This window comes from Rathayibacter sp. AC182, from assembly GCF_979253875.1.
In genome coordinates this window covers 540236-560325 of record NZ_CEEDEK010000005.1, presented here as the reverse complement: position 1 = coordinate 560325, position 20090 = coordinate 540236, and the positions used below count along the sequence as shown (strand labels likewise).

Genomic DNA, 20090 nt, shown 5'->3' with positions numbered 1-20090 from the left:
GCGGGGCCAGCCGCGCTGACTCCCGCCCGGGGCGGGCCGTCCTCTCGACACGGAGGGCGGTCCGCCCCGTTCCCGCGCCCGCCTCGACGACGAGCGCGCCGCGGGACCGGGCTTCCGAGTCCGCCCACTCCTTCCTTCCGCCGTTCCGGCATCGACACTGCAGAGACGACCCATGCGCCGATTCCCCGCCCTCCTCGCCGCCGCCTCCCTGAGCGCCGCGGCCTGCCGTGCTCCCGCTCGCCCCGGCCTTTGCCGCCGACGGCCCCGCATGGAGCGTCGGTCCGACCGCGGACGCCTCCGGTACCACCCGCGCGAACTTCGACTACTCCCTCGACCCCGGCGCCGTGGTCGAGGACTCGATCTCGGTGCGCAAGCGACTGGAGCGATCGAGCTGGTCCTCGACGTCTACCCGGCCGACGCGTTCACCACCCGCGAGGGCGGCATCGACGTGCTGACCGCGGGCACCGCCTCCGAGGACGCGGGCACCTGGATCACTCTCGCGACCTCCTCCGTGATCCTCGTGCCGGGGCAGGAGGCGGCGGTGCCGTTCACGGTCACGGTGCCGGCGGATGCGCGGCCCGGCGATCATCCGGCGGGCATCGTCACGTCGCTCCGCGTCGAGGACCCGGACTCGCAGGTTCAGATCGACCGGCGCCTCGGCACCCGTCTGCAACTTCGCGTCTCGGGCGAGCTCGTGCCCTCGCTCGAGCTGTCGGATCCGGTGGTCGCGTTCTCGGGGGTCTGGAACCCGTTCGCAACCGGATTCGTGACCGTCGACTACTCGGTGGGCAACACCGGCAACACGCGGGTGACCGCGCTGGCCGACACGGCGGTCGCCGGTCCGCTGGGGGTCGCGGGGGTGTCGGCGCAGAGGCAGCTGCCGGAGGTGATGCCCGGGTCGACGATCGACGTGCGCGAGGAGCTCGGCGGAGTGGGCGCGCTGCTGTGGCTGTCGGGTTCGGTGAGTCTGCAGCCGACGAGCGTGGGCTTCGGCGCGGCGACTCTGGACCCGGTGACGGCGGACTTCGCGCTGGCCGCGGTGCCGGTGGCGACGCTGCTGATCGTGCTGGTGCTGGCGGCGGGAGTGGTGACGGTGGTGCTGCTGGTGCGGCGGCGACGGCGGGGTGCGCGGGCCGCGTGACGGGCGCGGGTCGTCGGCGGCGCGAGCCGCGGGTGGGGTCGGAGTCCTCAGAAGTCGTCGTAGTCGGGTGCCGAGTACGACGACTTCTGCGTAGTCGGGGCGGGGCGAGCGGAGGGTGTCCCGCGGGCCCGGCAGCGCGGCGTCGAGTCCGCGAGAGTTGTCGTAGTCGGCGTCGAGTACGACGACTTCTGCGGAGTGGGTGAGGCGGAGGGTGCCCGAGCACCACGAGGGACGCGGGCACGGGTTCCGCGGAAGTTGCGGTATCCGCTCGCACTTCCCGCAACTTGTGGAGGCGGGAGGCGCGGGCCCGGGAGGCGTCGGTTCCGCAGAAGCTGCGGTGACTGCTCGCGCTTACCGCAACTTCTGGACAGTGGGGGCGGGCAGCCGGGCGAACCGTCACTCCGGAGGCGCGGGGCGGCGCCAGGGCAGCACGCGGCGGCCCGAGAGGTGCAGGACGGCGAGCGCGGCGATCAACACCGCCAGCGCGAGGGCGCCGATCAGCAGCGGCAGGAGTCCGGAGCTCGCGACCGCCTCGGGGACGAGTCCGCCGCCGTCGCGGACGACGGTGCTCGTCTCGGCGACGAGCCCCGCGGCAGCCTGCGCGGCCGGAGCGGCAGCGGCACCCGCACCCGCCCCGGCACCCGCCGCGGCCCCCGCTCCCGCCGGCCGCTGCGCCGCCTCGTTCACCGGCCCCGCCGCATCCGCCCGCCCCCGACTCCGGAGCCGCCACCACCGCCGGAGCCGACGCGTCGAAGTTCACGAGCAGCGCGGTCGCCGGCTTCGCCGCGTCCCGCGTCCCACCGGTCGTCAGCCAATACCCGGCCTGCCCCGTCTGCACCTGGAACTGCAGGAAGCTCGCCGGGAACGACCCCCAGTGCGCCGTGTTCTCGGCGGTTCGCGGGGCCTGGCCGCCGGTCTGGCTCGCGACGCCGAGGTACTCGGGCACCGCGCTGAAGCCGCCGTCGCCGAGCGGAGCGCCGCGCACCTCCGCGAGCACGATCTCGGTCGCGGGCAGCGGGCGCCAGAGCGAGGTGTCCTCCATCGAGGTGCCGTAGCCGCTCGCAGTCGCGGTCAGCCGGCCGTTCCCCGCGGCGTCGAGCGAGAGCACGGGGTCGCTCGCGCTCCAGTAGGTCATGCCGCCGTAGAAGGCGACGGTGAAGGAGCCGCTCCAGCGCAGTGTGAGAGCCGTCGGCCGAGACGGAGCCCGCGCCCGCCGTCGACGACGACCTGCGACTGGGTGCTCGGGCGAGCGAGGACGCGGTGACGGGTACGCCGGAGGGATCGGTGCAGCGGGTCGCGAAGGAGGCGCGCGTCCATCCGCTGGCCGCGGTCGCCTTCTCGATCGAGACGGCCCCGGCCTCGGCGGCGTACAGCCCGTCGGACTCGGACCAGACGCGCGCGCCTCCGCTGTTCCCGGCGACGCCGGCGCTGAGGAAGTTGCAGCCGCCGGCGAAGGCGCCGCCCGAGGACTCGCGGTTGAGGCCCCAGCGCAGCTCGGCGTTGGTGATGTCGCCGAAGCCGGCGGAGGTGCCGCTCGGCACGGACACGTCGATGTCGACTCCCTCCTCGGCTGCCGCGGCTGGGGCGAGCCCGAGCGTCAGGGCGGCGGCGGAGGAGGATCCGAGCCGCTTCATCGCGCGTCCGCCGTCTCGCGGGCCGGCAGACGGCGGGCGGTGGAGAGCTCCTCGGTGGGGGCGTCCGGGGGAGAGAGGAGGGGCGGCGCCATCCGGTTCCGGAGTCGCCTCCACGGGAGTCGCGCTCGACGCAGCGATCCGGGTATCCGGCGCCACCGCCGCGCCCCCACCGGCCGTCTCCGACGACCCACCCGCACCCGCTCGCTTCCGCGCCCGCCGTCGACGAACCCCCCTCACGATCCCCACCACGACACTCGCCAGCACGAGCCCCGCCGCGATCAGCAGCGCGATCCCGAGCGCCACGTACAGCCACACCGGCACCTCCGGCTCCGCCGCCGCGCTCGGCACCGACGCGGCCGACGCTCCCACCACGGTCAGCTCGCTCTCGGCGACCGCTCCGGAGGCGGCCCCGGTCAGCGTCAGCAGGTGCGTGCCTCCGCGCAGGTCGCCCGGCAGGAAGCACCCCGGCCACCTCGCCGCGGGTGCCGGCCGTGAGCGGGCCGACGGCCACGACTCCGTCGTCGAGGGTCGCGACGACCTGCTCGGACACGGCGAAGCCCTGGCCGGTGAAGGCGAGCGCGTTGCCGGCGACGGCGGAGGAGGCGGTGCTAGCCGACGCGCGCGGAGCCGGCTGCGGGCGCCTCGGTGGGCGACGCCTCCGAAGCACCCCGCGGCGGGGGCCGCGCCCGCCGCGGGATCGGGGGCCGCGCCGGCCGCCGGCGCCGCGAACGACACCGGCGTGAACGTCTCGTTGTTCGCGTTCTTCACCCCGTGCGCGCCGATCGTGATCACTCCGCACTGCACCTCGGGCAGTCGACGGTGGTGACCTCGCCCGCGCGGTCCTGCGCCTCGAAGCGCGCCGACGGGATCGTGAGGTCGACGCTGAAGGAGCCGTCGGCCGTGAGCACGCCGTTCGCGGCCGACTCCGTCTCGCTGCCCGGGAACGCGACGAAGCGCTCGAAGCCCGCGTTGTCCTTCGACTCGGAGTCGGGGACGTAGCGGTAGTCGGTGCCGACCTCGCCGCCGCTGCTCGGCCCCCAGCCGGCGCCCGACACCCAGCCGAACAGTACGTAGACGCCGCCGAAGCCGCCCTGGATCGACTGGAAGCCGCGGCCCGAGACCGTGATCGACGTGGCGTAGTCGGGGTCGGCGGCACTCGCCCCGTCGGCGAAGGACACCGACACCGAGCCGGCGGCCGACGCGGCGGGGGCGACGAGCGGAGTCGCGGCCACCGCGATGCCGAGGGCGGCGGCGAGGAGGAGGGTGCGCGGGGTGCGGGTCATCGAGGGTCTCCGATCGGGGGAGCGGGGAGGGGGACGCGAGGTCGGCGCCGGTCCGCAGCGCCCGCTCCGGCCGGATCGACACCGAGCCGTCGTCCTCGACGACCACCCGGATCGGATGCCGGTACACCTCGCTCAGCAGCTCGGTCGTCAGCGCGACCGCGGGCGGGCCGTCGGCGCGGACGCGTCCGCCCTCGAGCACGACGACGCGGTCGGCGTACGCGGCGGCGAGCCCCAGATCGTGGAGCACCACCACGGCCGAGCCGCCCGACTCGGTGTGTGCGCGGACCTGGCCGAGCAGCCGCTCCTGATGGCGGATGTCGAGGCTGGCGGTGGGCTCGTCGAGCAGCACGAGGTCGCACTCCTGCGCGCGGACGCGGGCGTAGGCCACGCGGGCCCGCTCGCCGCCCGACAGCTCGGGTATGCGGCGGTCGCGGAACGCGGCGACTTCGGCGTCCTCGAGCGCGCGCTCGATCACCGCGGTCCCGTCGCCGCTCCGGGGCGCCCGGCCCATCTCGACGACCTCGAGCACGGTGAAGGGGAACGACACGTCGTTCGACTGCGTCAGCACCGAGCGCAGTCGCGCGAGATCGGGGGCGCGGTAGGAGCGGGTGAGCGGCCGTCGAGGTCCAGCGTGCCGGTCTGCGGTGCGGAGTCACCCGCGAGCACCGAGAGGAGCGTCGACTTGCCGGCGCCGTTGGGTCCGACGAGCGCGACGAACTCGCCGCGGTGCAGGCGCAGGTCGACGCCATCGAGCACGAAGCGCGCGCCGTAGGAGAGGCCGACGCCGGTGGCGCGCATCCGCTCGCCGTGATCGGGGGCCGGAGCTGCGCCCCGCTCGACGGTCAGCGCCTGCACCCTCGACCCGGCTCGCGCTCGCGCCCGGACCCCCGCTCATGCCCACCCTCCCGACCGCACCCGCGCCCGGCGCAGCAGCCAGAAGAAGAAGGGACCGCCGACGATCGCGGTCAGCATGCCGATCGGCGGGTCGGCGTAGGGGACGGCCGTCCGCGCGACCGCGTCGGCGCAGACCAGCAGCAGCGCGCCTCCGATCGCACTCGTGCCGATCAGCGCGCGGTGCGCGGGGCCCAGCAGCATGCGCAGGAGGTGCGGCACGACGAGTCCGACGAACGCGATGATGCCGCAGAGGGCGACGGCGGCCGAGGGTGAGCGCAGCGACGACCACGATCGCGACGATGCGGGTGCGCTCGATCGGCACGCCGAGGTGCTGCGCCTGCTCGCCCAGGGCCAGCAGGTCGAGGCGGCGCGAGGGAGGGCGGCGGCGAAGACTCCCACCACGGTGATCGGCAGCACGATCGCCACGTCCTGCCAGCGCGTGCCGTTGAGCGAGCCGAGCTGCCAGAAGACGATCTGCTCGCGCTGCTGCGTGGTGCCGAGGAACGTCATCAGCGCGATGCCCGCGCCTCCGACCGCGTTCACCGCGATGCCCGTGAGCACGAGGGTGACGACCTCGGTGCGGCCGCCGGCGCGGGCGGTCAGGTAGACGAGGAGCGTCGCGGCGAGGCCTCCGACGAAGGCGAAGACAGGTGCGGTGAGCGGCCCGAAGACGTTCAGCCCGAAGACGATGACCGCGCTCGCCGCCAGGGCCGCTCCGGAGGAGACGCCCACGACACCGGGCTCGGCCAGCGGATTGCGGAACACACCCTGCATGACCGCGCCGCCGACCGCCAGCGCGGCGCCGACGACCGCCGCCATCGCGATCCGCGGGAACCGGATCGCCCACAGGGTCGCGTCGCCGTTGACGTGCGCAGGCAGCTCGAGCACCGGCAGCAGGCGCACGCCGAGCGCGTCGTTGAGGTGCTGCGCGATCGATCCGAGGATCTGCGCGGGCGGGACGGCCAGCTGCCCGAGACCTGCCGAGACGACGGCGACCACCACGAGGGCGCCGGTGAGCGCCGGCGGTGATGAGCGCCGGTCGACCGAGGCGGGCGGGAGCGGCGACCGCCGTCATCGGGTGCTGTCCGGCGCGTAGATCGCGACCGCCGAGCGCCTCGAGCGTGCGCGGGGTGTCGGGTCCGAAGCTCCAGGATCTGCGTGTCGGCCATGTCGACGATGCGGCGGTTCTGCCCGGCGGGGGTCTGCGCGAGCGCGGGCACGGCCTCGAGCAGCCCGTCGACTCCGTCGACCGATTCGAGCCCGCCGGTCATCATCAGCACGAGGTCGGGAGCGGCGGCCACGAGGCCCTCGTCGGTGAGCGGGCGCATGCCCTCCCAGCCTATCTCCGCGGCTACGTCGATCCCGCCGAGCGAGCGGACGAGGTCGTCGGCGCCGGAGCCCTCGCCGAAGAGGTAGTAGACCGCCGGACTGGCCGCGCACGTAGAGGAAGACGATGCGCAGGCGCTGGGCGGGGTCGGCAGGCGCGACGGCGTCGATCCGGGCGATCGTCTCGTCGACGGAGGCGCTGAGGCGCGCGGTGAGCTCGGCCCCGCGCTCGGCGACGCCCAGGGCCGCGGCGACCTCGCCGACCAGGGTCGGGATCGTGGCGATCGAGCGGTCGGAGCCGACGACGACCACCGGGATCCCCGCGTCGCGCATCTGCAGCACCGTGTCCCGCAGGCCCAGGCTCGAGGTCGGTGAGGATCACGGTGGGGGCCAGGTCGAGGATCGCCTCGGCGTTGAGGTCGTGCCCGTTCTGCGTGACGAGCGGGCGGTCGGCGATCTCGGCGAAGTCGCTCGAGACGTCGCGGCCGACGACAGGTCGCCCATGCCCAGCTCGAAGACGAGGCGGGAAGTGGAGCCGTAGAGGTCGAGGGCGAGGATCCGCGAGGTGTCGGTGACGGTGACGGCGGTGCCCTGGGCGTCGACGATGCTCGCGGGCAGGGCCTGGGTGCCTGTGGTGATCGGATCGGCGGACGCGGCGTCGATCCGCGCGGTCAGGGGCCGGTCGCGGTGCGCGGCTCGGCGAGCGGGGTGACGTCGGCCAGGCGCGGCGACGGGGCGCCGTCGGCGGCGGTGCTCGCCGAGGAGCAGCCGGCCAGGAGGGCGATCGCGGCGAGGACGGCGACGACGCGACCGGCGGAACGGCGGGGGAGGAGGGCACGGTCTCGCCTTCGCTGCGGGTGCCCCGTGCGGGGGCTGGGGTCAAAAGTTAGCTAATGCTAGCACCTAGCTTCGCCCGCTCGCCGCGGGACCTGGACCCCGACGAGACGAGCCGTTCGTGACCGCTGCCACCGCGACCTCCGCCCCTTCCGCGACCCCTGCGTCGGCGCCGCCTCGGCGTAGCCGCAGCGCTCCGCGAGGCGACGTCGGACGAGCACCGGCATGCAGAATCGCGCCGGCTACATCACCGCGCTGATGCAGGGCGGGCTCTCGCTCGACGAGTTCGCCCGCTACCTCGCGCAGCTCCTCCCCGTCTACGACGCGCTCGAGCGGCGCGTTCCGTCCGCCGCCGATCCGGCGCTGCTGCACGACACCGCGGTGCACCGGGTCACGGCACTTCGCGCCTCGCTCGACGCGCTCGGCGTCGATCCGTCGGCAGTCGTGCCTCTCGATGCGACGGCGCGGTACGCGGCGCGGATCGCCTCCTTCGGCGACGACGACGGGATGCTGCACCTCGCGCACCACTACACGCGCTACCTCGGCGACCTCTCGGGCGGCCAGGCGATCGCGACGATGATGGCGCGCCGTTACGGAGCGACCGCCGAGCAGCTGGCGTTCTTCCGCTTCGATGCGATCGAGAACGCCGTGCACTTCAAGCGCGCCTACCGCGCGCAGCTCGACGAGCTGCCGCTGCCGGCGCCTGCGCTCGATGCGATGGTGGCGGAGGCGCGCCTCGCGTTCGCGCTGAACGCCGCGGTCTTCGACGCCCTCGACGCGTCACGGCCTGCGGCCTGACGCGGGGCGTCCACCGCGCCTTCGGGTGGGCGCTCTCTGCTGGTCGAGCAGCCCGGAGGGGCTCGTCGAGACCCGGGTGATCGGAAGGCCGTTCTGCTGGCGGTGGGGATCTCGATCTGCCGCTGCGCGGGCTACTCGATCAGCAGGGGTCGGGTGCGTGCCTCTGCTGGATACGCCCGCTGTGCGGGCCAGGGTCGAGTGCGCGCCCTCTGCTGGATACGTCCGCGGTGCGGGCCAGGGGTCGGTGCGCGCGCCCTCTGCTGGTTACGCCCGCGGTGCGGGCGGGAGGTCGGGTGCGCGCCCTCTGCTGGTTACGCCCGCGGTGCGGGCGGGGGTCGGGTGCGCGCCCTCTGCTGGTTATGCCCGCGGTGCGGGCGGGGGTCGGGTGCGCGCCCTCTGCTGGTCGAGTAGCCCCGAAGGGGCGTATCGAGACCCACGTGATCGGGAGGCCGTTCTGCTGGCGGTGGAGGATCTCGATACGCCGCGCTGCGCGGGCTGCTCGATCAGCGAGGGTGGGTGCGAGCCTCTGCTCGCGTGCAGGGGCCCTTGTGCAGGCGAAGGGCCGGGGTCGCCACTTTCGGCGACCCCGGCCCTCGGCGCGGGTGACTCAATACCGCATCAGCGGCAGGCGGTCAGCGACGCGACTCCCTCGGACAGGGTGTTCGTGCCGCCGAGCAGCACGACCTTGGTCGCGCCCAGGGTCTCGATGTCGTCGAGCACGGCCTGCGGCACGCAGTCGGGCTTGACGGTGTAGAGCGGGTTCCGGGTGAAGCCGGCGGCGTTCGCTCCAGCGAGGGCGTCGGGGAACTTCTCGCCGGTGGCGAGGTAGACCGTCGACGCGGCGGTGAAGGCGTCGCGGTTGAGCAGGACCGACGTGTCGTAGCGGTCGACGCCTCCGATGCGGACGGGCGTGATGCCGAACGAGGTCTCGATGCCGGTGCTGACCGACAGCGGGTCGCCGGCGATCGTCAGCTTCTTGACGCCGAGTCCCCGCACGAGCGACCGGGTGCGGTCGTCGACGGTGCTCTGTCCACCGTTGATGAGAAGGACGGGTGCTCGGACCGAGCCGGCCGCGGCGGCGGCGGCGAGGGCGTCGGGGAACCTCGCCGGTGGCGAGCCAGGCCTGCGAGGAGCCCTTCGGGAAGGCGGCCTCGACGAGCTGGGCGGCGGTGTCGTAGCGGTCGACGCCTCCGATGCGCTGGACCTCACCGGTCTTCGCGTAGGCGGCGAGCTCGGTGGCGAGGCGCTCGCTGATGCTCAGGTCGGAGCCGACGACGACGATCTTGCTCGGCTTGAGGCGGCGCAGCTCGTCGCGGACCGGCTGCGACATGGAGTCGCGGTCGACCAGCAGCAGCGGTCCGTTCTGCTTCGCGGCAGCCGGAGCGGCGGCGAGTGCGTCGGGGAAGCTGCCGCCGGTGGCGACGAAGACGACGGGCACGTTCGCGGCGAACGTCGCGGCCGAGACCTTCGCGGCGGTGTCCTGGCGGTCGGTGCCCGCGATGCGGGTGACGGTCACCGGGCCCCGGGCGTCGGCGTCGCAGTGGGCGTCGCGGTCGGAGTGCCGGTGGGCGTCGCCGTCGGAGTGGCCGTGGGCGTCGCGGTCGGGGTGGCCGTCGCGGTGGGCTCCGGCGTCGGGACGGCGGTGCCGGTCGGCGTCGGGGTCGGCGTGGCGGTGCCTCCGCACGACTGCGCGGTGACCCGGTAGCGGTACTGCACGTTCGCGGAGCTCGCGGCCCAGACCTCGAGGGTGTCGCCGATCTCGACGGGCACAGGGGCGAAGGCGAAGGCGCCGCCGGCTGCGGGCTGGGTCTTCCGCTCGACGGTGACGTCGTTGCGATCGAGGCCGAGAGCGGTGTCGCTCGCGGTGGCGTCGCTGGTTCGGAGACGACGGCGCCGACGGGGCCGTCGGCGTCGCGGGTGACGGCGGTCGAGGCGGAGGGAGCGGCAGCGGCGCTGAGTGCGGGGGTGAGGCCCGCGGACCCGGCGATCAGCGCGGCGGTGATCAGGGCGAGGCGGGAGCGGCGCGAGATCTTCACGGGGCCACCACCGCAGAGGTGCCGAGAGAGGAGAAAAGGAGCGTTGACGACATCGTGTCGGCTTTCTCGAGAGGGCCGGATCGGACCGTCGACGTCCTCGTCGGAGGGCCCGTTCGCTCGCGGCGAGACGCGACGATGCGACCGGATGCCGGGGACCGACAAGGAGTGGAACGGTCTTCGCAAGCTATCGTCACGCTCCGCGCCCGGGCAATGGGGACCGGCGCTGCGTCTCAAAAGGGGGTCCGCGACCGGGGCGCGCCACCGTGGCGGCGTCCTTCCGGGCTCGCGACACGCCGAACGCGCTCCCGCGACACGCCGAGCGGAGCGACGTCCGGCGACGGTCTTCCGACGTGACGCGTCATGCCTCTCGGATTGTGAGAGCGATCTCTCGGGAAGGGCGTTCCGCGCCTCCAGGGACGGCATTCGCGCTCACGTTGCTCTCCTCGGCGGAATTCGGCGGCGGGTACGGGGGAATCGGGCGCCAGCACTCCTTTCGAGCGGCCCTGCGGGGGCGGGACCGCACTGCTCGCGCCCGATTGTCGATGAGCGGCGGCGAGGAATGCGAATTCGAGTCGAGAGGCGCTGCTGATCCGCGTCGACGGCGACTCCGGAGCGGTCGGGGAGGTTGAAGCGGACACGAATGAGCTGGTCAGAAGATCTTTCGGCGCTACTCGTCAGCGTGCGGAACGGCCCGGAGAACAATCGTTCTCCGCCAGGTCCGACTCCTCATCAGGAAGAGTGATCGAAGCAGAGAACGATCATTTCTCCCGAGCGTGAGAGCATTGCATTCCGGAGTGACTTCTCCACGCTTCTCCCACGTCTTCTGCACACGTGACGCGAATGGCTGATGCGCCGTTATCCGCAAGGCCGTCCCCGAGAAATGCCGGAGCTCTCGACAAGCACCGCGAATCAATCCCGAGAGCCTTCTCGATGGCAACCCCCTCACGCGCCCCATCCGGGGGTGAAACTTTTTGCTGATTCTTCACCGTCCGGCGCAGTAGCTTGATCATCGAGCAACCCGATGCTCCGTGATCTGGTACAGACCGCAACGCTTCCCCCGAGCGACGGCCGGTCCCCCCTCACCCGTCGTCCGGCGACCCGAATCGCCTCACGACGGTCATCGGTGCGCGTTCCATCCGATCGAGTGAAGGACCCCTGGCCTTGACAGCGCACTCTGCGGGCGTGATGCCCGCTGCCCGGACGACCCCTGCGTCCGGAGCACCGACACGAGCGACCGCCCCCACGGCGACCGCCCGCGCCCTGACCCCCGCCGCGCCGTTCCGGTCGCTGGCGGCGGCGGGCGCCCCGCCGCTCCCCGTGCGCTTCGCCGATGCCCCGACCGGGAAGGCGAAGGCCGAGACCCCCGCTCCCGTGCGCCGGACCGCCACCGCCACCGCTGGACGCCACGCGTCCCTCGGTGGTCGGACGCCTCGTCGCCGTCCTCCCCGCGCACAACGAGGAGGCCGGCATCGCCGCCGCCATCCACGGACTGCAGAACCAGACCTCCCGCCCGACCGCATCGTCGTCGTCACCGACAACTGCACCGACGGCACCGCGCGCATCGCTCTCGAGGAGGGCGCCGAGGTCTTCGCGACCGTCGGCAACACCGACAAGAAGGCCGGCGCGCTCAACCAGTTCCTCGAGGTGCTGCTGCTCGAGCTCGAGGACGACGACCTCGTCCTCGTGCAGGACGCCGACTCGGCCCTGGACCCCGACTTCCTCGCGATCGCCCGCCTCAAGGTCGGCATCAAGCGGATCGGCGCCGTCGGCGGCGTGTTCCGCGGCACCCCGAGCGGCGGCGTCGTCGGCCACCTGCAGCGCAACGAGTACGCCCGCTACGCCCGCGACGTGCGGCGCCTGAACGGCAAGTGCCTGGTCGTCACCGGCACCGCCGCCGTGCTCAAGGGCGGACTGCTCCGCGAGATCAGCCAGGCCCGGCGCGCCGGGACGCTCCCGCGGGCGACGGCCGCGGCGGCATCTACGACACCACGGTGCTGACCGAGGACAACGAGCTCACCTTCGCGATCAAGCACCTCGGCTACGACGTGCTCAGCCCCCGCGGGCTGCACCCTCGTCACCGAGGTCAGCTGCCCACGTGGAAGGAGCTCTGGCACCAGCGCCTGCGCTGGAAGCGCGGGCGCCGTCGAGAACTGCGTCCAGTACGGGCTCACCCGCGTCACCTGGCCCTACTGGGGCCGTCAGCTGCTGACCATGGCCGGCTGCGTGATCACCTACGTGTACCTCGCGACCGTGATCTACGCCCTCGCGCTCGGCCAGCTCTCGATCCAGCCGTTCTGGCTCGGCATCACCCTCATCTTCGTCGTCGAGCGCATCGTCACGGTGCGCGACCGCGGGTGGAAGCACATGCTCCTCGCCGCCTCGATGTACGAGCTGTTCCTCGATCTGTTCCTGCAGATCGTGCACACCAAGGCCTACTTCGATGCGCTGACCCGCCGTCAGCGCGCGTGGTGAATCGAAAGGAAGAACCCGACCATGTACAGCAATCTCTCGCCCGCCCTCGGGGCCGGCGCCGGCGCAGGGGTCCTCGCGTCGACCGGCTTCAACTCGCTGTGGTTCGGCCTGGCGGCCTTCGCCCTCATCGCCACCGGCACCGCGATCATGCGCATCGTGCCGCGCCGTCACCGCGAGGTCCAGGAGTCCTGATCCCGAGGCGTCACCGGACGACGGCGGCCGTGGCCGTCGACGTCCGCGTGACGCTCGCGTAGCCGGTCTTCGAGCCGGTCACCGACACGGTGATCTTCAGGCCGACCAGCAGGCTCGTCGGCTTGTAGGTCGCCGCGGTCGCTCCGCTGATCGCGACTCCGTTCGCCCGCCACTGGTACTTCAGCGTCACCGGGGACGGCCCCCACGTTCCCGGCTTCGCGGTGAGCAGCGAGCCGACCTTCGCGGTTCCCGTGATCGTCGGAGTCGCGGCGGTCAGCGTCCCGGTCCCGACGGCCGCGGTCGGCAGCGACGTGCGGCTCGTGGTCGCGAAGCCGGTCTTCGTGCCGGTCACCTCGACCGTGATCTGCTTGCCCGCGGTGGCGGCGCCGAGCACGAGCGTCGGCGAAGTCGCTCCGACCAGGTCGGCCCCGTCGGCGCTCCACTGGTACGAGAGGGCGACCGGAGCCGGCTGCCACGTGCCGGGCTGGGCGGTCAGGGTCGAGCCGACCTTGGCGGTGCCGGTGATCGTGGGAGTCCGGGGCCGCCATCTCGGCCGCGGCCTCCGACCGGTAGACGGCGACGTGATCGACGCTCATCGTGCCTCCCGACGACTTCGGCGCCGCCGCGCTGTCGCAGCCGCAGACGCCGTTGGGCAGCCCGCCGCCGATCGCCAGGTTGAGGATCAGGAAGTAGTCGTTGCCGATGGCGGCGCTCCACGCCTCCGGGCTCAGCTGGGTCTGCTCGACCGTGTGGCGCACCTCGCCGTCGACGAGGAACTGCAGCCGCTCCTGCCCCGCGACCCTGCGGTCGACGAGGGCGGAGTAGGTGTGGAACTCGGTGAGGCAGCCGTCGCAGTCCTGGAACCCGCTCGTGAGCCCGTACGGCTCCTCGCACTCGCCGCCGTCCTCGAGGTCGCAGTGGAAGGTCTGGGTGACCTGCCCGGTGCCGTTGACCGCCTCGAGGATGTCGATCTCGCCCGTCCGCGGCCAGTCGATCCCGCCCTGCTCGTCCAGGCCCAGCGCCCAGAACGCGGGCCAGTACCCGGTGGCCTGAGCGGGGTTCGGCTGGCGGATCGACGCGGTCATCAGCAGCTGGCCGCCGGCGGGAGCCGAGAACGACTTGTCAGCGGTGATGATGCGGCCGGACGTCCATCCGCCCGCCGCGTCCTGCAGCGCGCGGATGCCGAGGTTGCCGGCGCCGTCGAGGAAGACGTTGGCCGTGGAGTCCGTGGTGCGGTCGACGGCGCCGGTGCCCCAGACGCCGATCTCGTGGATCCACTTCGCGCCGACGGGGAGCCGGCGGCACCGTCGAAGTCGTCGGCGAAGACGGTCGTCCAGCCCGCCGCGGGGGCGGGGGCGGCGAGGGCGACGGTGGGAGCGGGGGTGGCCTCGGCGGCCTGCGCGGAATCCGGGATGACGCCTCCGATGAGTGATGCGGCGAGAGTCGCGATCGCGGCCAGCGCGACCACTCTTGCAGAACGACGGTTCACGACGGACCCTGACCCACTCGGTGGAGCGAGGCCGTCCTCGCTCACGATCGGGGTCAGGCTAGGAGCGCGGGTCGGGACGTGAGCACCCGTCAGGCGGGGGTTCTGTCGCGAAGAATCCTCAGTCGTGCTCACGCGCTCGCCGCGAGTCCGCAGAAGTCGTCGTACTCGAGCCCGAGTACGACGACTTCCGAGGACTCGGGTCGGGCGCGCGGATCGAGTGCGCAGGAGTTGTCGTACTCGAGGCCGAGTACGACGACTTCCGAGGAGTCGCCGGGTCAGGCCGCAGCACCAGCGTCGAGAACGAGTCCGCGGGCAGCGTCGGCGCGAGCGCGACGTCGCCCACCACGATCGACACCGGCAGCGGCGTCCCGAGGTCGTTCTGCAGCACGATCACCGTGCTGCCGTCGGGGTTCGCGAACGCCAGCTGGTTCTCGTGCCCCGTCCAGCTGAAGGTGTCGAGCCGGCGGGCGCCGGGCTGCAGGAAGTGCGAGACGTGCCGCAGGAGGAAGTACTCGTGCGTACCGCGCGGTCCGCGTCACGGGATCGACGACCACGAGCGAGTTCTGCGCCCAGCCCCAGCGCGAGACGCCGCCTTCCGTCAGCGCGAGGTTCCAGTACGCGTACGACTCCACTCCCTGCGTGAAGAAGTGCTTCATCAACCCCCAGGCGTAGCGGCAGAAGCGCCAGTCGTTCCGGCCGTCGCCGCACTCCTGCTCGGTCTGGTAGAGCGCGAGCGACGGATGCGCGTGCCGCACGGCCGCGATCGCGCCCTTGCCCGCCCACTGGAACCCGACTCCCGAGATCCACTGCCCCGCCTCCGGATGCGCGAGCACCAGCTCGATCTGCTCGTCGTGCGGCCGCTCCTGCGTGCCGAGGAACACGCGCACCCCGAGTCGCGCCATCTCGGGGCCGAGCACCGCGATGAAGCGCGCCAGCCCCTCCGCCGACCAGACGCAGCTCGGGGAACACCTGCGCCGAGTTGAACTCGTTCTGCGGCATCACGGTCTCGACCTCGGATTCCCTCCTCGCCGTAGGCCTCGACGAACCGCGCGAAGTAGCGGGCGTAGGCCCGAGGTACCGGTCGTCGTCGACGCGGAAGAGGTCGGTGCCCTCGGTGCCGACCTGGTCGGGGCGCAGTCCGTTCTCGACCTCGCTGCCCGGCCACGGCAGGGCGGCCGCGTAGTGCCCGTTCGTCTTCATCCAGGTCGGCGGGCTCCAGGGCGACGCCCAGAGCCGGAGCTCCGGGTTGTGGCGCTGCGCGGCGCGGATGTAGGGGATCAGCGTGCCGCGGTCGTTCGCGACGTCGAAGTGCTCGAGGGCGAAGTCTCCGTCGACCTCGTCGAAGGAGTACCAGTCGCGCGAGAAGTCGTTGGCGCCGATCGGCATGCGGCAGAGCGAGAGGTTGAGACCGGCACCCGGTGCGAAGAAGTCGCGGAGGATCCGCTCGCGGTCCTCCTCGGACAGGAGGGAGAGCGCGTCCCAGCCGAGCTCGTTGAAGCAACCGCCGATGCCGTCGATCCGCTGGCGCGGGGCGTCGACGCCGATCATCACGTTCGGCATGCCGCGGAGCTCGGTGAGCGGCACGTCCTCCTGCCGCTGCCACGGGAGGACTCGGTGGTCGTGATCCATTCGACGGTGCTCGTCATGGTGAGCCTCTCGGTCGGCAGCGCTGCCGGGTCCTGATCCGGCCTCGCGCCGAATACCTAGCGACACTCTATATTCGCGCCGTGTACCGTGCACGCATGCGCTGGGGACGGGTCTACTTCGCCGTGCAGGCCCTCGGCGGCGCGCTCTGGTGGCTCGGCGTCGCCCTGCTGCCGGCCGTGCGGGAGGCGACGCTCGGCTCCCTCGACCCGGTGCCGATCGCGGTCCTCGACCTGCCGCTGTTCGTCGGCGCCTCGGCCCTGGCCGCGGCGGGCGTGCGGTGGGCGGCGTGGGTCGCGACGGTCTGGACGCTCCTCGTCGCCGCAGCGCTCGCCGTCGTCGCGACGGTCACGACGGAGGCGGGCTGGGGTGTCCTCGCGATGCTCGCCGCGGCGGGCGGCTCGGTCGCCGCGCTCCTCCTCCTGACCACCGGCCGCCTCCCGACCCGCTGGATCGCCTCCGGCCCCTTCGCCTTCCGCCTCGCCGCCCGCGGGCGCTCGCCGCTCGCGCACCTGGCCGCGACCGCCGCGCAGATCGTCGTCTTCTGGGGCGGGGCGCTCGCCGTGATCCCGGCGGTGATCGCGCTGCTGGAGTCCCGCTGGGGCGTGGGCGTGCCGATGCCGCCGGTCGTCGCTCCGCTCGGCGCGGTGCTGCTCGTCGCGGCCAGCGCGCTGGGCATCTGGTCGGCGCTGGCCATGTCGCTGCTCGGCGACGGCACCCCGCTGCCGAGCGCGATGCCGAACCGGCTCGTGATCGCCGGTCCGTACCGCTGGGTGCGGAACCCGATGGCGGTCGCCGGCATCGCGCAGGGCGTCGCGGTGGGGCTCCTCCTCTCCTCCTGGCTGGTCGTCGTCTACGCGCTGCTGGGCTCGCTGGTCTGGAACCACGCGGTGCGCCCGCTCGAGGAGGCGGACCTCGAGGAGCGCTTCGGCGAGCAGTTCCGCGCGTACCGCCGCGCTGTGCGCTGCTGGGTGCCCCGGCGGCCGGTGCAGAACCTCAGCTGACAGGGGGCGCTCGGCTGTCAGGCGCTGGACCCCGCTGACAGCAGAGGTTCTGAAGGCCCACCGCGCGGCCCCGCCTACGATGGACCGCGATGTCGATCGCCGCCCCGCCCCGCCCCCGGTCACGCACCGGTCGACGAGTGGGCATCGGGCTCGCCCTCGTCGCCGCCGCGGTCGCCCTGCGGCTGCTCTCGCCCGACGCGACGGGCGACGTGCTGTCCGACGCGATGCGCGACTTCCTGACCCTCTCGATCAGCGTCGTCATCGAGTCGCTGCCGTTCGTCTTCCTCGGCATCGTGCTCTCGATCGCCGTGCAGCTCTGGGTGCCCGAGGCGGTGCTGCTGCGGATCCCGCCGAAGCGCGCCCTGCCGCGGCGCCTGGTGATCTCGCTGCTCGGCGTGTTGCTCCCGGTCTGCGAGTGCGGCAACGTGCCGCTGGCCCGCGGGCTGATCGTGAAGGGCCTCTCGGTCTCGGAGTCGATGACGTTCCTGCTCGCGGCGCCGATCGTGAATCCGATCACGATCATCACGACCTACCAGGCCTTCGGCTGGGAGGACGGGATCCTCGTCTGGCGCATCGTCGGCGGCTTCGTGATCGCGAACCTGGTCGGCTGGATCTTCAGCCGCCACTCCGAGCCGTTGTCGCTGCTCACCGACCGCTTCCGCGCCGCCTGCGAGGCGGGGGGCGCGCGCCCGGCACCCTCCGCGCCCGCTCGCGCCGCAGCGTCCTGCTGTTCGCCGAGGAGACCGGGGCGATGCTGCCGGCGCTCTTCGTCGGCTCGGCGATCGCGGGGCTGATCCAGGTCGGAGTCTCGCGCGACGTGCTCACGGCGCTCGGCGGCAACCCGCTCTGGTCGGTGCTCGCGATGATGGTGCTCGCGTTCGTCATCTCGATCTGCTCGAACGTCGACGCGTTCTTCGTGCTGTCCTTCGGCTCCACGTTCCTGCCGGGCGGTATCATCGCGTTCCTCGTCTTCGGGCCCATGATCGACATCAAGATGCTCGCGCTGCTGCGCACCACCTTCTCGGTGCCCACCCTCGTGCGGATGACGGTCCTGGTCGGGCTGTGCTCCGCGGTCCTCGGATTGGCGGTCAACCATGCGCTCTGAGCGCCTCCTCACCCGCTGGAAGGGCGTGGTCCTGAGCGTCATCGGCGTCGTCTCGACGCTGTGGCTCGCGGCGACCGGACGGCTCGGCCTCTACATCCACCCCCGCTACTTCGAGTTCACGGTGATCCTCGCCGTGATCGCGGCCGTGCTGCTGGTGCTCGCCTTCGCGATCGTGCCGGGGTCCGACGAGAGCGACGGGGAGAGCGTCGAGGAATCGGACGCCCACGGCCACCTGCACGACCACGCGCCCGGTCACCCGTGGCGGGCGCGGCTCGCGGTGCTCGGCTCGGTCGCGATCATCGTGACCGCCGGAGTCGCGCTGCTCGTCGTCCCGCCCGCCGCGCTCACCGCGGGCACGGCGACGCAGCGCGAGGTCAACACGAGCGCCGTCGACACGACCGCGGTCGTCGCCGCGCCGACCGGCGGCGACTACGCCTCGTTCTCGGTGCGCGACTGGGCCACGCTCCTCCGCTCCGGGGCGAGCGAGCAGTTCCTCGCGGGCACGACGGCGACGGTCAGCGGATTCGTGACTCCGGACGCCGACGACCCCGAGAACGTCTTCTACGTCGCCCGCTTCGTCGTGACCTGCTGCGCGGTCGACGCGCAGCCCGTCGGCGTGCCGATCTACGAGCCCGGCTGGGCCGACACGTACACCGAGGGCCAGTGGCTGGAGGCGTCCGGCGGCTTCGGGGCGAACGCGAGCGTCACGAGCGCCGAGGCGGTCGTGCTCGAGCCGTCGTCGGTCGCCGAGATCGACGAGCCGGCGATGCCGTATGTCTCACTGAGCCCTGGGGCGAGGAATCGTGGGAGTCGCGCCCGCGCCGCTCCCGGGAGCCGCGCGCCGCCTCCGCCCGCGGCTTCTCGCGCGTCTTCTGGGGCGCGACCCTCGTCCTCGCGCTCGGCGTCGGCGGGCTGACCGCGGCGACGATCAGCAGGGTCCGCGGGTCGCCTCGCTCGAGGTGAGCGCTGACGGCGTCGTCGAGCGCGACGGCGGCCGCGCCCGGCTGCACCTCGACCAGGACCTCGAGCCCGACGCGCTCGACCGGGTCGGCGTGACTCCCGAGGCCGAGCACACCGTCGAGCTCGAGGACGGAGGTGGTCACCGTGACGTTCGCCGACACCCTCCGCTACGCCACGACGTACGAGATCACGATCGACGACGCCCGCGGCCGCGCGACCGGGGCGACGGCCGATGTGCGCGCCTCCTTCACCACGAAGGACCCCGACCTCTTCACCCTCGACCGCACGCCGGACCCGACCGAGCCCGACGCGATCCGCGTGCGCCCGCTGTCGGGGGGATCGGGGACGAGACCCGCGTCGTCGCCACCGCCGACCGCATCCAGGACTACGTCGTCGTCGGCCCGCTGCTCGTGCTGGTGACGATCGAGCCGGACGACACGAACCTCATCCGCACCGTCGCGCTCGACACGGGGTCGGAGGGGGTCATCCCGCTGCCCGGAGCGGGCGTCGTGCGCGAGCTGCACGCCGCGTCCGAGAAGGGCGTGCTGGGCTGGACCTTCACCGGCGAGGCGCCGACCGGCCCGCTCGACCGCGCGCTCTACTCCTACGACCTCACCGATCAGAAGGCCGAGGCGGTGGCGGTGGTCGGGATCGACGGCGGACCCTGCGCGCCCGCGACTGGCTGTTCGTGCCGGGCACGACCTCCGTGGTGACGCACTCGGTCGACGACACGGTGCTGCTGGTCGACCTGCTCGTCCCCGGGGCGATCAGCCCGCTCGGGCAGCACGCGGAGCTGCGCGGCTTCGTACCGGGCGCGAACCGGCTGGTGGTCGCGGATCCCGACCGCGGGTCGCTGATCGATCTGGCCGACGGCTCGGTCGAGACGCTCGCACTGCCGGTCGCCGAGGTCAGCCCGACCGCGTCGCCCGTGCAGCTGCTCCTGCTCGACTCGACGAGCTACGTGGAGCTCGAGGCCGAGTACTCGCCCGAGACCGGAGCGACGCAGTACTCGGTCGTGCGCGTCGACGCGGAGGGGACCTCCGAGGTGTTCCGGACGTCGCCCACCGGCCGCATCCGGAGCATCTGCCTCTCGCCGAACGGGCAGTTCCTGGCCGTCGAGGCGGTCTCGGTCGAGGGCGAGCCCGACGACTACCCGGAGGTGCCGGGCTTCAGCGCGACGTCGACGGTGCTCGTCGACCTCGAGACGGGCGACACCTCCCGCAGCGTGAACGGCGTCTCCCGCGACTGGTGCGCGTGACCCCTCTGCTGCTCGAGCAG

Annotated in this window: 21 protein-coding genes and 2 pseudogenes; 11 read left to right on the top strand and 12 right to left on the bottom strand. The window is 73.0% G+C overall.

Features of this window, described 5'->3' with window-relative positions; all coding sequences use genetic code 11:
- The first annotated feature begins 172 nt into the window (after positions 1 to 172).
- Positions 173 to 1141, top strand: coding sequence for a DUF916 domain-containing protein (locus tag AC0CII_RS13405; protein WP_465229722.1), 969 nt, complete (start codon positions 173 to 175; stop codon positions 1139 to 1141).
- Positions 1142 to 1537: 396 nt separating this feature from the next.
- Here the strand turns inward: AC0CII_RS13405 and AC0CII_RS13400 are convergent, their stop codons facing one another.
- From AC0CII_RS13400 to AC0CII_RS13380, 5 genes and pseudogenes are all read right to left on the bottom strand, one after another.
- Complete coding sequence (locus tag AC0CII_RS13400; RefSeq protein ID WP_465229721.1) at positions 1538 to 1828, bottom strand: hypothetical protein; 291 nt, start codon at positions 1826 to 1828, stop codon at positions 1538 to 1540.
- On the bottom strand, positions 1825 to 4605 hold the full coding sequence (locus AC0CII_RS13395; RefSeq protein ID WP_465229720.1) for an ATP-binding cassette domain-containing protein: 2781 nt from the start codon (positions 4603 to 4605) through the stop codon (positions 1825 to 1827). The genes AC0CII_RS13400 and AC0CII_RS13395 overlap by 4 nt, the downstream gene beginning before the upstream one ends.
- Before the next feature lie 14 nt (positions 4606 to 4619).
- Complete coding sequence (locus AC0CII_RS13390) at positions 4620 to 4913, bottom strand: ATP-binding cassette domain-containing protein (protein WP_465229719.1); 294 nt, start codon at positions 4911 to 4913, stop codon at positions 4620 to 4622.
- 36 nt (positions 4914 to 4949) lie between these two features.
- Positions 4950 to 5954: a FecCD family ABC transporter permease gene (locus AC0CII_RS13385; protein ID WP_465229718.1), complete on the bottom strand. Its 1005-nt coding sequence runs from the start codon at positions 5952 to 5954 to the stop codon at positions 4950 to 4952.
- 224 nt (positions 5955 to 6178) lie between these two features.
- Positions 6179 to 6433: pseudogene (locus AC0CII_RS13380) on the bottom strand (hypothetical protein); the annotation flags it as partial.
- 904 nt (positions 6434 to 7337) lie between these two features.
- Between AC0CII_RS13380 and AC0CII_RS13375 the strand changes: the two are divergent.
- Positions 7338 to 7910: a biliverdin-producing heme oxygenase gene (locus AC0CII_RS13375; protein WP_465229717.1), complete on the top strand. Its 573-nt coding sequence runs from the start codon at positions 7338 to 7340 to the stop codon at positions 7908 to 7910.
- Positions 7911 to 8528: 618 nt separating this feature from the next.
- Here AC0CII_RS13375 and AC0CII_RS13370 read toward each other — a convergent pair.
- The 3 genes and pseudogenes from AC0CII_RS13370 to AC0CII_RS13360 all read right to left on the bottom strand — a co-directional run bounded on the left by AC0CII_RS13370 (position 8529) and on the right by AC0CII_RS13360 (position 9680).
- Positions 8529 to 9119: a cell wall-binding repeat-containing protein gene (locus AC0CII_RS13370; RefSeq protein WP_465230910.1), complete on the bottom strand. Its 591-nt coding sequence runs from the start codon at positions 9117 to 9119 to the stop codon at positions 8529 to 8531.
- A gap of 202 nt (positions 9120 to 9321) precedes the next feature.
- Positions 9322 to 9426, bottom strand: a pseudogene (locus tag AC0CII_RS13365) (cell wall-binding repeat-containing protein); the annotation flags it as partial.
- Positions 9423 to 9680 carry a hypothetical protein gene (locus tag AC0CII_RS13360; protein ID WP_465229716.1) on the bottom strand — a complete coding sequence of 86 codons (258 nt, stop codon included), beginning with the start codon at positions 9678 to 9680 and terminating at the stop codon, positions 9423 to 9425. The pseudogene AC0CII_RS13365 and the gene AC0CII_RS13360, both read right to left, overlap by 4 nt.
- Before the next feature lie 1427 nt (positions 9681 to 11107).
- Here AC0CII_RS13360 and AC0CII_RS13355 point away from each other — a divergent pair.
- The 3 genes from AC0CII_RS13355 (at position 11108) to AC0CII_RS13345 (ending at position 12610) form a co-directional block, all read left to right on the top strand.
- Complete coding sequence (locus AC0CII_RS13355) at positions 11108 to 11944, top strand: glycosyltransferase (RefSeq protein ID WP_465229715.1); 837 nt, start codon at positions 11108 to 11110, stop codon at positions 11942 to 11944.
- A gap of 225 nt (positions 11945 to 12169) precedes the next feature.
- Positions 12170 to 12418 (top strand): hypothetical protein, encoded by a 249-nt coding sequence (locus tag AC0CII_RS13350; RefSeq protein ID WP_465229714.1) that lies wholly within the window; start codon positions 12170 to 12172, stop codon positions 12416 to 12418.
- A gap of 21 nt (positions 12419 to 12439) precedes the next feature.
- Complete coding sequence (locus tag AC0CII_RS13345; RefSeq protein ID WP_207407022.1) at positions 12440 to 12610, top strand: hypothetical protein; 171 nt, start codon at positions 12440 to 12442, stop codon at positions 12608 to 12610.
- Here AC0CII_RS13345 and AC0CII_RS13340 read toward each other — a convergent pair.
- From AC0CII_RS13340 to AC0CII_RS13325, 4 genes are all read right to left on the bottom strand, one after another.
- A complete protein-coding gene (locus AC0CII_RS13340; protein WP_465229713.1) occupies positions 12586 to 13695 on the bottom strand; it encodes a LamG domain-containing protein in 1110 nt (369 codons plus the stop codon). The genes AC0CII_RS13345 and AC0CII_RS13340 overlap by 25 nt on opposite strands.
- A complete protein-coding gene (locus AC0CII_RS13335) occupies positions 13695 to 14078 on the bottom strand; it encodes a hypothetical protein (protein WP_465229712.1) in 384 nt (127 codons plus the stop codon). The genes AC0CII_RS13340 and AC0CII_RS13335 overlap by 1 nt, the downstream gene beginning before the upstream one ends.
- Positions 14079 to 14217: 139 nt before the next feature.
- Positions 14218 to 14523, bottom strand: coding sequence for a glycoside hydrolase family 30 beta sandwich domain-containing protein (locus AC0CII_RS13330; RefSeq protein ID WP_465230909.1), 306 nt, complete (start codon positions 14521 to 14523; stop codon positions 14218 to 14220).
- Positions 14490 to 15683 (bottom strand): hypothetical protein, encoded by a 1194-nt coding sequence (locus AC0CII_RS13325; protein WP_465229711.1) that lies wholly within the window; start codon positions 15681 to 15683, stop codon positions 14490 to 14492. The genes AC0CII_RS13330 and AC0CII_RS13325 overlap by 34 nt, the downstream gene beginning before the upstream one ends.
- 158 nt (positions 15684 to 15841) lie before the next feature.
- On the opposite strand from AC0CII_RS13325, the gene AC0CII_RS13320 reads away from it, so the two are divergent.
- From AC0CII_RS13320 to AC0CII_RS13295, 6 genes are all read left to right on the top strand, one after another.
- Positions 15842 to 16747, top strand: coding sequence for a methyltransferase family protein (locus tag AC0CII_RS13320; RefSeq protein WP_465227433.1), 906 nt, complete (start codon positions 15842 to 15844; stop codon positions 16745 to 16747).
- Positions 16748 to 16836: 89 nt separating this feature from the next.
- The gene (locus AC0CII_RS13315; RefSeq protein ID WP_465229710.1) at positions 16837 to 17541 is read left to right on the top strand and encodes a permease; all 705 of its coding nucleotides are present in this window, start codon (positions 16837 to 16839) and stop codon (positions 17539 to 17541) included.
- Positions 17499 to 17852: a permease gene (locus AC0CII_RS13310; RefSeq protein WP_465229709.1), complete on the top strand. Its 354-nt coding sequence runs from the start codon at positions 17499 to 17501 to the stop codon at positions 17850 to 17852. The genes AC0CII_RS13315 and AC0CII_RS13310 overlap by 43 nt, the downstream gene beginning before the upstream one ends.
- The gene (locus AC0CII_RS13305) at positions 17842 to 18768 is read left to right on the top strand and encodes a TIGR03943 family putative permease subunit (RefSeq protein ID WP_465229708.1); all 927 of its coding nucleotides are present in this window, start codon (positions 17842 to 17844) and stop codon (positions 18766 to 18768) included. The genes AC0CII_RS13310 and AC0CII_RS13305 overlap by 11 nt, the downstream gene beginning before the upstream one ends.
- A gap of 43 nt (positions 18769 to 18811) precedes the next feature.
- Entirely contained in the window at positions 18812 to 19525 is a 714-nt protein-coding gene (locus AC0CII_RS13300) for a hypothetical protein (protein ID WP_465229707.1), read from the top strand.
- Positions 19519 to 20070 carry a hypothetical protein gene (locus AC0CII_RS13295; RefSeq protein WP_465229706.1) on the top strand — a complete coding sequence of 184 codons (552 nt, stop codon included), beginning with the start codon at positions 19519 to 19521 and terminating at the stop codon, positions 20068 to 20070. The genes AC0CII_RS13300 and AC0CII_RS13295 overlap by 7 nt, the downstream gene beginning before the upstream one ends.
- Positions 20071 to 20090 lie beyond the last annotated feature (20 nt).

Excerpts from the sequence above, each read along its gene's own strand:
- AC0CII_RS13315 (WP_465229710.1), top strand. The coding sequence starts at position 16,837 with ATGTCGATCGCCGCCCCGCCCCGCCCCCGGTCACGCACCGGTCGACGA.
- AC0CII_RS13320 (WP_465227433.1), top strand. The coding sequence starts at position 15,842 with ATGCGCTGGGGACGGGTCTACTTCGCCGTGCAGGCCCTCGGCGGCGCG.
- AC0CII_RS13305 (WP_465229708.1), top strand. The coding sequence starts at position 17,842 with ATGCGCTCTGAGCGCCTCCTCACCCGCTGGAAGGGCGTGGTCCTGAGC.
- AC0CII_RS13345 (WP_207407022.1), top strand. The coding sequence starts at position 12,440 with ATGTACAGCAATCTCTCGCCCGCCCTCGGGGCCGGCGCCGGCGCAGGG.
- AC0CII_RS13310 (WP_465229709.1), top strand. The coding sequence starts at position 17,499 with ATGCTGCCGGCGCTCTTCGTCGGCTCGGCGATCGCGGGGCTGATCCAG.
- AC0CII_RS13375 (WP_465229717.1), top strand. The coding sequence starts at position 7,338 with ATGCAGAATCGCGCCGGCTACATCACCGCGCTGATGCAGGGCGGGCTC.
- AC0CII_RS13405 (WP_465229722.1), top strand. The coding sequence starts at position 173 with ATGCGCCGATTCCCCGCCCTCCTCGCCGCCGCCTCCCTGAGCGCCGCG.
- AC0CII_RS13340 (WP_465229713.1), bottom strand. The coding sequence starts at position 13,695 with ATGACCGCGTCGATCCGCCAGCCGAACCCCGCTCAGGCCACCGGGTAC.